The organism is Vibrio sp. A1-1, assembly GCF_021728175.1.
GTDB classification, from domain to species: Bacteria; Pseudomonadota; Gammaproteobacteria; order Enterobacterales; family Vibrionaceae; genus Vibrio; species Vibrio diabolicus.
Genome location: NZ_JAKKCL010000012.1, coordinates 24,808 through 38,526, shown reverse-complemented (window position 1 = coordinate 38,526; position 13,719 = coordinate 24,808). Strand labels below are relative to the sequence as shown.

The following is a 13,719-nucleotide window of genomic DNA, read 5'->3' as shown; positions in this document are numbered from 1 at the left end:
TCGCTTCATTCTGATTTTACTTGGGCTAAAGTGTGATAGAAGGTATAAGGTGTACGAATTCAAATCATCTACGAGAGATAATCATGAAATTAGACAAGATCGATAACAAGAGCCGTCGTATCCGTAAAAAGCTGTTCTTAGGTGAGTTCGCAATCCTAGGTTTCGAGATCAGCTGTGAAACAGACATCAACGACTTCGACCGTTACGATGCATTCGTTGATGACTTTATCGACTATATTGATGGGCTTGGCCTTTGCTTCGGCGGCGGTGGTCTAGAACTGTTTGAAGGCTTCCTATGCTCTACAGACCGTTACGGCAGTGCTACTGAAGAGCAAAAAGCACAAGTCATTGCATGGTTAGAAGCGCGTCCAGAAGTGAAAAGCGCAAAAGCTGGCGACTTGGTTGACGCAAACTACCTGTAAGTTACAGAGTCATACTGACAATAATAAAAAGCTGGTCTCCGGACTGGCTTTTTTACTTTTGGAAGTGTGTGATAGTAAAAGTAGAGTGCTGGGAGGTTGTGCGGAGTGAATGTGATTGTGGCGTTTTTGAGCTGGCAATCAGCGGGAAACGGCGTTCCACTGCCAGCTCGTGCCTTTAGGTATCATTAACTATGATTTTTTAGCTGGTGCGTCTTTCGTGTCTTTCCAGTATTGAATACGCACACGATGTAGCTGAGCTCTTCTAGTCTTTTTCATAGTAAAATCCCTCATCTTATATAAGTAACGCTCCTTATGGAGCTTATTGTCTAAGGTCGAATCCCCTTCAATCTATAAGGGAACCAATTATTTAACCGTGACCAATTTCACAACATAATGATAATTACCGATTTCTTGCAGTCATCTTTGACTAGTAAACGGCGTATTATCTCTCTGACACGGTTAACTTACTCACCAGATATGACAGAAAAATGGCAATCAAGTTCCCTATATTATCTGTCACTGAATCTTAATAATGATTCCTGAAAAATTTTGCAAGTAAGATATCAATTGCCCTTCACTTTCAGCCGAGTAACTCTTTTCGCGTTCGTGATCGCAGTTGTGTGCAACCCAATTACGGCTGGATTCGCTGCTGATATTGCTGGCGGTACTCGCGTGGCGTAAGCCCTTTATACGTTTTGAAGTGACGATTAAACAGGGCTTGGTTTCGATACCCTACTCTCTCAAACACAATTCCAATCGGCAAAGGCGTTGATTGCAGCAAATCTGCGGCATGATTGATCCGCAATTTCATTAGGCGTTGGCTAAACGGCTCTTTAAAGTGCTTTTGAAACAATCTTGTGAGCGCACTGTCACTCAGTGATAAATGGTTCGCCAAGTTCGCGAGCGTCACTTTGCTAGCAAAGTGCTGTTCGAGATACGCGTTAATACTTGCCACTCGCTCTCTTTCCTGTAATTCGTGTTCACTCATCGATAAATAAGAGTGAGTCATCAGTGTTTTCGCCCCTTCATCGTGAGCAATCAGAGACAAAACATGGAGGAATCTAGAGAGTTGCTCCATTGCAGGAAACGTCATGAGCTCATGCAGAAGATCCACAACGTACTGAGCTGTCCGCTCAGAAAACAGCACACCTTTGTTGGCCGCCTTTAAAAGCGGATCAAGCTTTCTAAGCTCTGCGCAATAGAACATCAAATTGGCAATCCACTCACGCTTAAACCAAATCACATGAGTCTCGCACTTGCTTTCGACCAATGTGGAGTGAATTGAATGAGGCACACCAGGCGCGATCAATAGCATTTGGTTGTGAGTCACTTCTAATTCGTGATGACCAATATGCAAACTGCCAGTGAAGTGGCGATGGATGACTAATTCAAACACATCATCGTGAAAATGGAGATCGTACTCTTTTTCTGGCTCATCAATGCGACGATAGCGCCAAGAAAAACCTGGTCTTTGCGGTACTTTTTCGATGTGTGCCATTGGCTACTCCACAAAATAGTATTGTTTCACGCTCAAATAATATCAGTATTGCCAGCTTAATCTTCATCACGCCGAAATAGTATTGATATTAAGCGGCATACTATCAACTTTGTGTCGTCACACTCCTTATTGTTGCCTTGAAAGACAAGATAACTAAGGAGACTTTCATGAGTCACTTCACTGTCAAGCTACGCCAAGTCCTGCACAAAACACGTAATGAATGGGCAACATTCGCCATCAAAGAAATGGAAATTCCACCTAACACTATCGCCAAATTTTATGGCTACAAATCGAGTTGTGATCTTGAGCAAACTCTTAAACAGGATGTAAACGACGCCAATTCGGACATTTGCTCGACACCTTATGCGAGATCTCTTACAAGCAATGTAAGCAAAACGACCATCACTGACTAAGACAAAATCGAAAAATTAACATAAGCCATTGAAAATTATCAGTTATATCATTTCAAACAATATTCGCTGCCAAAGTTTTTTTACCTAGCTAATTGAGAGTAATCAGCAAAACATCAATACTGATTGTGTCGACAGGATGTTGGCGGGAACAGGACAAAAACCTAATGGACTAGGTATCTTCAGGATGAAGATTTGGTAGCTTAGGATGAGTTATCAGCAAGGATGTAGTTAAGCTCTAGGATAGAGTTCGCCCGTCAGGATGATAGGCAAGAATGGACACCGCTAGGAAGGCGATGAACAAGGAACTCGGTTAAAGGACTTAACCACAATCAAGGATAGATGCAGGGAGCACCTATAGTAGCCGGATTGCTGCGAAAAAGAATAAGCCCCGTCTGGGAAACCAGGCGGGGTTTTATTTTGTCTGCTATTTATTATTCGCGAGGCACCCGATTCTCTTGCGTCGATTTATTTCGTGCCGTGCTATCATTTTCTCTACGTCTTTCAGCAAGCTCAAAGCAAATCTCACATTATGCTTAATCCTGTTTGGTTACATACATTTAAGACATTGATTGAAGTCGGTCATTTCACACAAACGGCAGAAAAACTTTTTATGACCCAACCTGGTGTCAGCCAACACATCAAAAAGTTAGAGCAAAGTTGTCAGCATGCGCTGATCAAACGTGAAAACAAAAGCTTCGAATTAACAGAGCAAGGTCGGATTGTTTACGCCTACGCGCTGGAGTTAGAAGAAAGAGAGAAAGCGTTGCTCGAAGAACTCAGTTTTGATGATGCATTTTCAGGTCACTGTAAACTGGCCTGTTCTGGCGCAATGGCATTGATGCTGTATGGCCCTCTTTTAGAAAAGCAAAAACAGCACCCAGGCTTATCGCTGCATTTAGAAGCCGCACCCAATCACTCGATTCTCAATGCAATAACGGAAGGGAGCATTGATATTGGTATCGTAACTGATGTTCCTCACAAAGGTTTATTTCACAGTGAAAGAATTGGTAAGGAGCAGTTGTGCTTAGTCCTACCTAATCAATACCGCGAAAAGCAGATAACACCACAACTCTTGCACGACTGTGGTGTCATTGCCCATCCTGATGCCAAGCACTACATGACGCTGTTTTTTGACCAATGCGCGGAACAAGAGCTCCAAGAAATTAAGATGAGCGATTTACCATTATCCGGCTACGTGAATCAATTAAGCCAAATTTTACTACCTGTGAGTAAAGGACTCGGCTTCACCGTGCTGCCTCAAAGTGCTGTCGACAACTTCCCACAAAAAGATACCTTGCACATCGCACAACTGAAAAACACCGTGTGTGAAGAGTTATTTTTAGTTCGCAAACGCAGTCGTGTTCTGCCACTGCGCTATCAAACAATTAAAGATGTGTTATTGGACGTCATCACAAACTCAAAACAAACTACAGAATAGCCTAACGTTTTAAACTCGTTGTAATCCGTTTGCTTAAAAAAGCCCACAGACAACTTCCAGCTTACAACGCTGGGAATGTCCGATGATTCAACAAATTATTTTTGTCGTAACGACGAGTTTTTTTCGTTTTCTTCTCGCGAGAAAAAAACCTAAGGTGCGCACCTCTAACGAAGTGGTTGTCCAACCACACATCTAAATCGTTGAAGTCAGTAGGTAATATCACCTAAATATCACATACCTGCTGCATTCTATACTCTATACTTATATTTTTAATTTGGTACTGACTTACTAAGGAATTGCCATGCGTATTGCTATTCTCTCTCGTAATGAGAATTTATATTCAACCATGCGCCTAAAACAGGCAGGTGAAGAGCGTGGACATCAAGTAGACGTCATCGATACTCTGCACTGTTATATGGACATTACGAGCAACAACCCTAAGATCCGCTATAAGGGTGAAGAATTGCCACAATACGACGCTGTGATTCCTCGCATCGGTGCATCCATCACATTCTACGGTACCGCGGTTGTACGTCAGTTTGAAATGATGGGCACATTTTGTGTCAACGAATCGGTCGCGATCAGCCGCTCTCGTGACAAATTACGCTCGTTGCAACTGTTATCGCGTAAAGGCATCGGCTTGCCGCGCACTGGCTTTGCTCACCACCCTGATAACATTCAGGACGTGATCAAAAATGTTGGTGGCGCACCTCTAGTGATTAAATTACTAGAAGGAACTCAAGGCATCGGTGTTGTGCTTGCTGAAACCAACAAAGCAGCAGAAAGCGTGATCGAAGCATTCATGGGGTTGAAAGCAAACATCATGGTGCAAGAGTTCATCGAAGAAGCTAAAGGCGCAGACATACGTTGCTTTGTTGTCGGTAATAAAGTGATTGCAGCGATGAAGCGCCAAGCGAAAGAAGGCGAGTTCCGCTCTAACTTACATCGCGGCGGCTCTGCACAGTTAGTGCGACTAAGCAAAGAAGAGCGCGCTACTGCGATTAACGCGGCAAAAGTCATGGGGTTAAACCTATGCGGTGTAGATATCCTTCAATCTAAAAACGGCCCAGTGGTAATGGAAGTGAATTCTTCACCAGGTCTTGAAGGTATCGAGCTCGCAACAGAAAAAGACGTTGCTGGTATGATTTTCGACTTTATCGAGAAAAACGCAAAACCACACGCAAACCGTACTCGTGGTAAAGGTTGATAATTGTTTGAGTGAGAGCCTGCTTAGTAGGCTCTCGTATTACTCATCGCTAGGATGACACTATGAATCAGAAAATGATCATTGGGAACGCCGAAGCTATTTGCTTACCTGAGTTAGGGATTACTCACCTTGAAGCGCGCATTGATACGGGCGCACAAACCTCTTCATTGCATGTAGATAACATTGATTGCTTTGAAAAAGATGGTCAGTCTTACGTTGCATTCGATCTACACCCGGATGTTTATCATTTAGAACAAGTGGTTCGCTGCACAGCGAAGCTAAAGGCAAACCGTAAAGTGAAATCTTCAAACGGTACCTTTGAGCATCGCTGCGTTATCACCACCATGCTGCGCATGGGTGACAAACAATGGCCAATCGACATTACGTTGACCAACCGTGAAAAAATGACTTACATGATGCTGTTAGGTCGTCAGGGCATGGCAGACAAAGTGCTGGTAGACCCTAGCCAATCTCACTTATTGGCATCTTAACCCCGTAGCTTCAGATGAGTGATCGAACGTTTTTGTTGAGCATCACTCGTCTGGCTTTATCTTCGTCTACTTCCTACTAAATAGCGCAAACAACAATCCCTTCGCTTTGACCTTTGTAACGCGCCAATGGGTCATCGGCTTAGTTGGCGCAGTATGCAGAATGTGCTGATACGCTTTCTCATCAAAAGTCACCTCTCCCCCATGCGCCAAAAGCAAACATTGCGGATTCATCTCAAACACACGCTTTAATGATTGGCGATATTGGTTTGGATGAAATATGGGAAACGGCGCAATAAGATGTTTCTTAACCTGCACCATCAAATCCGCCACATACAATACATCTTGTTCAGAATGATAAACCGACAAATCTCTATCGGTATGTCCCTGCGTTTCTAGTACCTGCCAATCATCAAACCCCGGAATACACTCACCATCGATGAGTTCTATATCGGGCTTTAACTTGCGCGAATACCACAGGTTTTGCTTTGGTTTACGCATCCGGTTCGCCATCCAGCGCGCTAACATCAAATCGGTCAAATGCATTAGCCAACCATCTACACCGCTATACCATTGGCTCTCTCGCTTTGCGGCCAATAGCTTACATCCAGTTAAATCACGCAGTTTGTGCGCGCCACCAGCGTGGTCTGGATGCATGTGTGTCACAACGACCAACTTTAGGTCAGAAAAAGGACGATGGAGTTGATGTTCAATAAAATCTTTAAGGTGAGGAATATCTGCTCGACTTGCACCATCAAGCAACATTAATTTATCGGGATATTCGGCGAGATACATGGTCTGAATGTATCCCTGAATTCTGTGCAGCTGCAAAATATGTCCTTATTTGAGTGAGATTTTTCATGACCGCTTCCATGCTGGTCAGACCAACTATAACAGCTGAATGGACGCACTGGTAAACAAATGTTCACACCAGTGCACGACAAGAAATCATAATCGAGATGATAGATTTTAATCATTAGACTCAGCGGCACTTTTATCCGTTAATGCGCGCACACGGAGTTCGTGTCAGGGTATGAGGTTAATGCCTCATGATTTGCTTTTTTGTACTTTTCCTTCTAATTAATTAAGGACTTAAGTACATTTTTGTGAGAATCGAGTTGGAAAAAGCAACTAAATTAGACCGCATCCGCGCGGACTACAATGTTCACTACTGGAGCCAAGGTTTCTACGGTATTGATGACCAAGGCGAGGTTTACGTATCACCTCGTAGTGAGCGTGCACATCAAATCCCTTTCAGTGCCATTGTAAATGAGCTAGAAGCGAAGCAGTTAAATCTGCCTGTATTAGTGCGCTTCCCGCAAATCGTGCACCAACGTGTGCATGGAATTTGCCACGCTTTCAACCAAGCAATTGAAGAATACCAATATCCAAACAAATACCTGTTGGTGTACCCAATTAAAGTAAACCAGCAACGTGAAGTGGTGGATGAAATTCTAGCGAGCCAAGCTCAACTAGAAACCAAACAGCTTGGTCTTGAAGCGGGTAGCAAGCCAGAATTGTTGGCAGTACTTGCATTGGCTCAACAAGGCAGCTCCGTGATCGTGTGTAACGGCTACAAAGACCGTGAGTATGTGCGTCTTGCACTGATCGGTGAAAAGCTGGGCCACAAGGTATTCATCGTACTAGAGAAGCTTTCTGAGCTGGATCTGGTGCTAGAAGAAGCGAAAAGCTTGGGCGTAAAACCGCGCCTTGGTTTGCGCATTCGCCTCGCCTCTCAAGGTGCGGGGAAATGGCAAGCAAGTGGCGGTGAAAAATCGAAATTTGGTTTGTCTGCATCGCAAGTGCTTAGCGTTATTGAACGTCTGAAACGCGAAGGCAGCCTAGATGCGATGCAACTGGTTCACTTCCACCTTGGCTCACAGATGGCAAACATCCGTGACGTACGTAATGGTGTGAATGAGTCTGCACGTTTCTACTGCGAACTGCGCGCACTGGGTGCAAACATCGAATACTTCGATGTGGGCGGCGGTTTGGCAGTCGACTACGACGGCACACGCAGCCAATCATCGAACTCGATGAACTACGGCCTTGCAGAGTATGCACGTAATATCGTCAACACAGTGGGCGACGTGTGTCAGCAATACGAACAACCAATGCCAGTGATCATTTCTGAATCCGGTCGTTCACTAACAGCGCACCACGCTGTGTTGATTTCTAACGTAATTGGTACAGAAACGTACCAACCGGAAGAAGTGCATGAACTTGGCGCAGATGCTCCACTTTTACTACAAAACATGTGGCGAAACTGGGAAAACTTACAAGATGGTACCGACGCTCGTGCGTTAATTGAGATCTACAACGATACCCAAAGTGATTTGGCAGAGGTACACTCTCAATTCGCAACTGGCGTGCTTAACTTGGAGCAACGTGCGTGGGCAGAGCAACTGTCACTGCGCATTTACTTCGAACTAAGCCGCAAGATGAGCACTAAAAATCGCTTCCACCGTCCAATTCTGGACGAGTTGAGCGAACGTCTTGCAGATAAGTTCTTCGTGAACTTTTCTCTCTTCCAATCTCTACCAGATGCTTGGGGTATTGATCAGGTGTTCCCTGTTCTGCCACTTTCTGGTCTTGGCGATGCGGAAGAGCGTCGTGCGGTAATGTTGGACATCACCTGTGATTCTGATGGAGCGATCGATCACTACGTTGATGGTCAAGGCATCGAGAGTACGCTACCTGTACCAGCTTGGAGCAAAGACAAACCGTACCTAATGGGCTTTTTCCTAGTAGGCGCATACCAAGAAATCCTTGGTGACATGCACAACCTATTTGGTGACACCCACAGTGCAGTAGTCAATGTTGATGAACACGGTCAATTTGAGATCAGTTACATCAATGAAGGTGATAGTGTAGAAGACATGATGCGCTACGTTCATATCGACGTGGATGCGATTCGTGACAATTACAAACAATTGGTTTCCCAAAGAGTTGAAGCCAATGAACAAGCACAAATCCTAGCAGAACTAGAACAAGGTCTAGCGGGATACACCTATTTAGAGGACTTCTGATATGAATGATTTGTTTACTAAAACCGATTATTCGCTTTACTCCAACTCTATGTCGTTTTTACGTCTACCGTACATTCGTAATCCGGTATCGGCAGACGCAGACGTTGTGGTGCTAGGGGTTCCTCTGGACATGGCTACATCTGGTCGTCCAGGCGCGCGCATGGGTCCAGATGCGATTCGCCGTGCCTCAGTCAACTTGGCATGGGAAGGTAAGAAGTTCCCTTGGGACTTCAACGTATTGGATAAGCTGAAAGTGATCGACGCGGGCGATCTCGTGTTTGACTGTGGTGATGCGGAAGATTTCACTTACCGTCTAGAGGCGGCAACCAGTGAAATTCTAAAAAGCGGTAAAACCATGTTGGGATTGGGCGGTGACCACTTCATCACACTGCCTATCCTGCGTGCCTACGCGAAGCATCATGGTCAAATGGCTCTGATTCACTTTGACGCTCATACGGATACCTACGCAAATGGCAGTTCATACGACCACGGTACAATGTTCTACCATGCGCCGAAAGAAGGTTTGATCTCTGCGAAGAACTCAGTACAAATCGGTATTCGTACTGAATACAAACAGCAAGATCACGGCTTCAATGTGATTAATGCGATGCAAGCGAATGACATGTCGGTGAACGAGATCTTAGAAGAGATTCGTCGCACCGTCGCAGACAAGCCAGTGTATGTTACTTTTGACATCGACTGCTTGGATCCAGCCTTCGCACCAGGAACAGGTACACCCGTTTGTGGTGGCTTGAACTCAGACAAAGCACTGAAGATCATTCGTGGCTTAGCCGGTATGAATATTGTGGGTATGGATGTTGTAGAAGTATCGCCTCCGTACGACCACAGTGATGTTACCGCATTAGCGGGAGCAACCATCGCGCTAGAAATGCTTTACGCATACGCATCTGGCCGCGAATAAACATAATCATTTCTAAGGGAGCTTCGGCTCCCTTTTTGTTCATGGTGCCTTCTCCAGTCTTTTCTTCGTTCGAACCATGTCTTGCTCTGGCTAACCAAAACAATTCTTCTCCCCTCGATTTTAACCATAAAAACCAATGACCTATAAGTAGGTTTACATTCACAACAAATAAGAGATTTAACGTAATTCAACAAAGAAAAGCAGCCTATTTCCGAATGCAAATTAAGATTAGTTTTTCTAATGCATATTATAGATTTTTATCTTGCTCAACTTCACACTTTTCGATTGCTAATTGTACACGCAAAGACTAATATCTCGCGCAAATAGCCCCGTAACACCAAAAGTCTGTTGGCACTCTGCATTAGAGCGCTAAGGGTTTTTACGTCTTAAATTTTTTGGAGAGATACGCAAATGTCTGCTTCGTTTCCATTAGCGAAACTTACCTTTTTAATCGCAATATTGACTGCCGTGGGTCAAATGACCCAAACAATGTACGTGCCTTCAATCGGTCATATGGCGGGTGAGTTTTTGGTGTCTGCGTCATCACTTCAAGCTGTGATGGCTTGTTACCTGATTCCATATGGCTTGTCGCAATTCGTGTACGGCACGCTATCAGACCGCTTAGGTCGCAAGCCAATCATCATAGCAGGCCTACTTATCTACATCGTAGGTACATTGGTGGCGCTCTTTGCACACCAATTTGAATGGTTCTTGATTGGTAGTTTCATCCAAGGTTTAGGTATTGGCTGCGGTGGTGCGATGTCACGTACTCTGACTCGCGACTGCTTTGAAGGTTCTGAGCTACACAGAGCAAATAGCTTAATCAGCATGTGTGTGATTTTCTCACCATTGTTGGCTCCCGTACTTGGCGGCTACTTAACCGAAGCGTTTGGCTGGCGCTCTAGCTACCTATTCTTAGCGCTGTTTGGCATTGCAGTGGTGATTACCATGATGACCAGCATGATGGAGACGCTACCAAAAGAGAAACGCAAGTTCGAACCAGTAGCCAAAAGCTACAAACACGTTTTGTCTGACCGCCGCTTCCAAGGCTTTTTGATCTGCCTAGTTGCGACGTTTGCTGGCGTAGGTGTGTTCGAGGCAGCCGCTGGGGTATTGCTAGGTGGTGTATTGGCATTACCAGCGACCACAGTAAGTTTGCTGTTTATCTTGCCAATCCCTGGTTACTTGGTGGGTGCGGGCTTATCTAGCTACATCGCGCAGCGTCGCTCTGAGCGTCGTGCTTTAAATGTGGGCTTGGTATCGATTTTTGTTGGTTCAGCTATTGTGCTCATCCCTGGCTTGTTTGGTTTAACCACGGCGTTAACGCTGGTTGGTGGCGCAACCGTGTACTTTTTGGGTGCGGGTATCCTATTCCCAGCCGCAACAACCGGAGCAATTGCGCCATTCCCATACCATGCAGGAACAGCAGGCGCGACATTGGGTGGCATGCAAAACTTGGGAGCAGGTATTACGACCTTGCTTGCATCACTATTTCCAGCGCATAACCAGATGCCACTAGGTGTTTTGATGATGGCAATGTCGGTAATTGCAATGCTTGGGCTCATGTGGGTAAATCGAGCGCACAACCACTCAAACGAAGTGCCGCAAGTCATCTGATCATTATCGACTAACGTTCAAAATCCAAAAGGGACACACTAAACTAGTGCGTCCCTTTTTCATATCACACTATATCGATTTACCGATGAGAATGATTTAACTTTCGAATTGATATTTGTTAAAAATAACAGCTGCTTACACAATGTGTTTTCAGCTCCCTTCAAATTGAGTAGCCAACTCGGAAATATTGAGAATTCTCACTTTTTCGGCACACCCCATAACAAAGAATGGACAACTGAAAACCACTAACGAAATGAAAGCCCAGCCCTCAGGATGAGGCCACTTGGGCGTATAATAAGGACAAAAACAGATGCGTTTCACTTTAACTACGTTGGCCGTCTCGGTCGCGCTTGTCGCCGGATGCAGCAATCAAGGAACCCCCAGCATGACTCAATACTCCCAATCACAGATCGTTGCTCAACAAACTCAAGCTCCGGTTGCGAAAAAAGTCCCTCACGCGATGACTATTCATGGTGATACTCGCGTTGATAACTACTACTGGATGCGTGACGACGAACGTAAAGATCCGGAAATTTTGCAGCACCTAGAGCAAGAAAATCAGTATGCGGAAACCGTTCTCAAGCACACTGAAGCTCTTCAAAATGAGCTATTTGAAGAAATTAAAGGTCGCATAGAAAAAGACGACAACTCCGTTCCTGTGCGTAAAGGCAACTACTTCTACTCAAGTGAAGTGACCGGAGATAACGAATACGAAGTTCACCTTCGAGCTAAAGACTTTGCAGGCAAAGACAAGCAAGTCATTTTAGATGTCAATGAACTTGCAAAAGAACATGAGTTCTTCAGTATTGGCGGCTTGTACGTTAGTCCGAATGAAAACTTACTAGCGTATGGCGAAGATACATTAAGCCGCCGCGTTTACACTCTTAAGATCAAAGACCTGAAAACAGGCAATTACCTACAAGATGAAATCGAAGGCGCCTCAAGCGCGATTGCATGGCAGAACGATAACAACGCCTTTTACTACATCAAAAAAGATCCACAGACCTTGCTGGGCTACCAAGTGTATCGTCATGTTTTAGGCACGCCACAAAGCAGTGATGAGTTGATTTTTGAAGAAACCGACAGCGCCTATTACACCTCACTAAGCAAAAGCAAAGATGGCGAAGATATTTATATCTGGCATTCCAGTACAGAAACCAGCGGCGTCTCCATCATCGATGCGAACAACCCTAAAGCAAAGGCGAAGCCTTTTTATCCTCGTGAAAATGGCATTGAATACAGCATTTCTAAGCTAGGCGATTGGTATTACATTTATACCAACTATCAAGCCGTGAACTTCCGTTTGATGAAAGTTAAGCAAGAAGAGATGCACGATCGCTCTAAGTGGCAAGACGTGATTGCCGCAGATGACAACACTCAACTTGTCGACTTCGAGCTATTCGATGATCACCTCGTCTATGAGCAGCGCTCTAACGGCCTAGCAAGCGTCACTGTACGTCAGCTCTCTACAGGAAAAGAATTCCCCCTCACATTTAATGACGATGCGTTTGCTGCCTATTTGACAGGTAACCTAGAGCTGGATAACGAGAGAGTTCGTATTTATTACAGCAGTTTAACCACTCCAGGAACCTACTACGATTTCGATCTAAAAACGGGCGAGTCAGAAATCATGAAGCAAACACCTGTACTTGGTGATTTTAATCCTGACAATTACCAATCAGAACGCATTATGATCACAGCCCGTGACGGTAAAGAAGTACCCGTTTCTTTGGTGTATCGTAAAGACTTATTTAAGAAGGATGGTACGAATCCACTCTACCAATATGGTTATGGCTCTTATGGAGCAACCATTGAGCCAACTTTCCGCTCGACACGTTTGAGTCTATTAGACCGCGGCTTTGTTTACGCCATTGCTCATATTCGTGGATCTGAAATGCTTGGCCGTCCTTGGTATGAAGATGGTAAAAAACTCACCAAGCAAAACACATTCAACGACTTTATTGATGTGACTAAAGGTTTGGTTGAACAAGGCTACGGCGCGAAAGATAAAGTCTTCGCTGTTGGTGGCTCTGCAGGTGGTCTCTTAATGGGGGCAGTCATCAACCAAGCACCAGAATTGTATCGCGGTATCGGTGCACATGTTCCGTTTGTGGACGTGGTAACCACTATGCTCGATGAATCAATTCCATTGACCACCAATGAATATGATGAATGGGGTAACCCAAATAACAAAACATACTATGACTATATGTTGAGTTACTCGCCTTACGACAACATCAAGGCGCAAAACTACCCAAACATGTTGGTAACGACTGGCTTGCACGACTCTCAAGTGCAGTACTTTGAACCAATGAAGTGGGTCGCCAAACTTCGTGAAATGAAGACTGACGATAACGTCTTGTTGTTCAAAACCGATATGGAAGCCGGACACGGCGGCGCATCTGGTCGATTTAAGCGCTTGAAAGAAGATGCGTTAGAGTACGCGTTCTTCCTCGATTTACTCGATAAAAAATAAGCGTATTAATAGAACTGCATCTCTAACAACAAAAATGCCCGCAACTTGCGGGCATTTTTTATAGACGCGCTCTCTAAACAGAGAGTTGGGGACCTAAGCACATCATTACCAGTGTCTCTTATAGCCAACGGAAAGCAGAAAGAAAAACGCCTACTCACAACGAGTAGGCGTTAACACAATAAATGTGTTTAGGCAGTAGAAACTGGCCT

The 13,719-nt window shown here is 44.7% G+C and carries 11 protein-coding genes; 9 read left to right on the top strand and 2 right to left on the bottom strand.

The genetic code is table 11. The annotated features are described in order from the left end of the window. Window positions 1-83: 83 nt before the first annotated feature. Window positions 84-422 carry a 50S ribosome-binding protein YggL gene (locus L3V30_RS16615; RefSeq protein ID WP_005393599.1) on the top strand — a complete coding sequence of 113 codons (339 nt, stop codon included), beginning with the start codon at window positions 84-86 and terminating at the stop codon, window positions 420-422. Between the two features lie 631 nt (window positions 423-1,053). On the opposite strand, the gene L3V30_RS16610 is transcribed toward L3V30_RS16615, so the two are convergent. Then, the gene (locus L3V30_RS16610; protein WP_237309336.1) at window positions 1,054-1,920 is read right to left on the bottom strand and encodes an AraC family transcriptional regulator; all 867 of its coding nucleotides are present in this window, start codon (window positions 1,918-1,920) and stop codon (window positions 1,054-1,056) included. 167 nt (window positions 1,921-2,087) lie between these two features. Between L3V30_RS16610 and L3V30_RS16605 the strand changes: the two genes are divergently transcribed. The 4 genes from L3V30_RS16605 (at window position 2,088) to L3V30_RS16590 (ending at window position 5,469) form a co-directional block, all read left to right on the top strand. Continuing rightward, window positions 2,088-2,333, top strand: a complete 246-nt coding sequence (locus L3V30_RS16605) for a hypothetical protein (RefSeq protein ID WP_237309335.1) — start codon at window positions 2,088-2,090, stop codon at window positions 2,331-2,333. 529 nt (window positions 2,334-2,862) lie between these two features. Next, entirely contained in the window at window positions 2,863-3,771 is a 909-nt protein-coding gene (locus L3V30_RS16600) for a LysR family transcriptional regulator (protein ID WP_065645588.1), read from the top strand. Between the two features lie 301 nt (window positions 3,772-4,072). Beyond that, window positions 4,073-4,978, top strand: a complete 906-nt coding sequence (gene rimK / locus L3V30_RS16595) for a 30S ribosomal protein S6--L-glutamate ligase (RefSeq protein WP_005393586.1) — start codon at window positions 4,073-4,075, stop codon at window positions 4,976-4,978. Between the two features lie 62 nt (window positions 4,979-5,040). Further along, complete coding sequence (locus L3V30_RS16590) at window positions 5,041-5,469, top strand: RimK/LysX family protein (protein WP_005393584.1); 429 nt, start codon at window positions 5,041-5,043, stop codon at window positions 5,467-5,469. Window positions 5,470-5,535: 66 nt separating this feature from the next. On the opposite strand, the gene L3V30_RS16585 is transcribed toward L3V30_RS16590, so the two are convergent. Beyond that, window positions 5,536-6,261, bottom strand: a complete 726-nt coding sequence (locus tag L3V30_RS16585; RefSeq protein WP_046873896.1) for an MBL fold metallo-hydrolase — start codon at window positions 6,259-6,261, stop codon at window positions 5,536-5,538. A gap of 323 nt (window positions 6,262-6,584) precedes the next feature. On the opposite strand from L3V30_RS16585, the gene speA reads away from it, so the two are divergent. From speA to L3V30_RS16565, 4 genes are all read left to right on the top strand, one after another. Then, window positions 6,585-8,495 carry an arginine decarboxylase gene (gene speA / locus L3V30_RS16580; protein ID WP_237309334.1) on the top strand — a complete coding sequence of 637 codons (1,911 nt, stop codon included), beginning with the start codon at window positions 6,585-6,587 and terminating at the stop codon, window positions 8,493-8,495. A gap of 1 nt (window position 8,496) precedes the next feature. Next, complete coding sequence (speB, locus tag L3V30_RS16575) at window positions 8,497-9,417, top strand: agmatinase (protein ID WP_005393578.1); 921 nt, start codon at window positions 8,497-8,499, stop codon at window positions 9,415-9,417. Between the two features lie 411 nt (window positions 9,418-9,828). Next, window positions 9,829-11,034: a multidrug efflux MFS transporter EmrD gene (gene emrD, locus L3V30_RS16570; protein WP_237309333.1), complete on the top strand. Its 1,206-nt coding sequence runs from the start codon at window positions 9,829-9,831 to the stop codon at window positions 11,032-11,034. 310 nt (window positions 11,035-11,344) lie between these two features. Continuing rightward, the gene (locus L3V30_RS16565; protein WP_237309332.1) at window positions 11,345-13,510 is read left to right on the top strand and encodes a S9 family peptidase; all 2,166 of its coding nucleotides are present in this window, start codon (window positions 11,345-11,347) and stop codon (window positions 13,508-13,510) included. The last annotated feature ends 209 nt before the right edge of the window (window positions 13,511-13,719 follow it).

What these genes read in the sequence shown, in the direction of transcription:
- L3V30_RS16585 (WP_046873896.1), bottom strand. Translation starts at nt 6,261, where the DNA reads ATGTATCTCGCCGAATATCCCGATAAATTAATGTTGCTTGATGGTGCA.
- L3V30_RS16615 (WP_005393599.1), top strand. Translation starts at nt 84, where the DNA reads ATGAAATTAGACAAGATCGATAACAAGAGCCGTCGTATCCGTAAAAAG.
- emrD (WP_237309333.1), top strand. Translation starts at nt 9,829, where the DNA reads ATGTCTGCTTCGTTTCCATTAGCGAAACTTACCTTTTTAATCGCAATA.
- L3V30_RS16600 (WP_065645588.1), top strand. Translation starts at nt 2,863, where the DNA reads ATGCTTAATCCTGTTTGGTTACATACATTTAAGACATTGATTGAAGTC.
- L3V30_RS16590 (WP_005393584.1), top strand. Translation starts at nt 5,041, where the DNA reads ATGAATCAGAAAATGATCATTGGGAACGCCGAAGCTATTTGCTTACCT.
- L3V30_RS16565 (WP_237309332.1), top strand. Translation starts at nt 11,345, where the DNA reads ATGCGTTTCACTTTAACTACGTTGGCCGTCTCGGTCGCGCTTGTCGCC.
- speB (WP_005393578.1), top strand. Translation starts at nt 8,497, where the DNA reads ATGAATGATTTGTTTACTAAAACCGATTATTCGCTTTACTCCAACTCT.
- L3V30_RS16610 (WP_237309336.1), bottom strand. Translation starts at nt 1,920, where the DNA reads ATGGCACACATCGAAAAAGTACCGCAAAGACCAGGTTTTTCTTGGCGC.
- L3V30_RS16605 (WP_237309335.1), top strand. Translation starts at nt 2,088, where the DNA reads ATGAGTCACTTCACTGTCAAGCTACGCCAAGTCCTGCACAAAACACGT.
- rimK (WP_005393586.1), top strand. Translation starts at nt 4,073, where the DNA reads ATGCGTATTGCTATTCTCTCTCGTAATGAGAATTTATATTCAACCATG.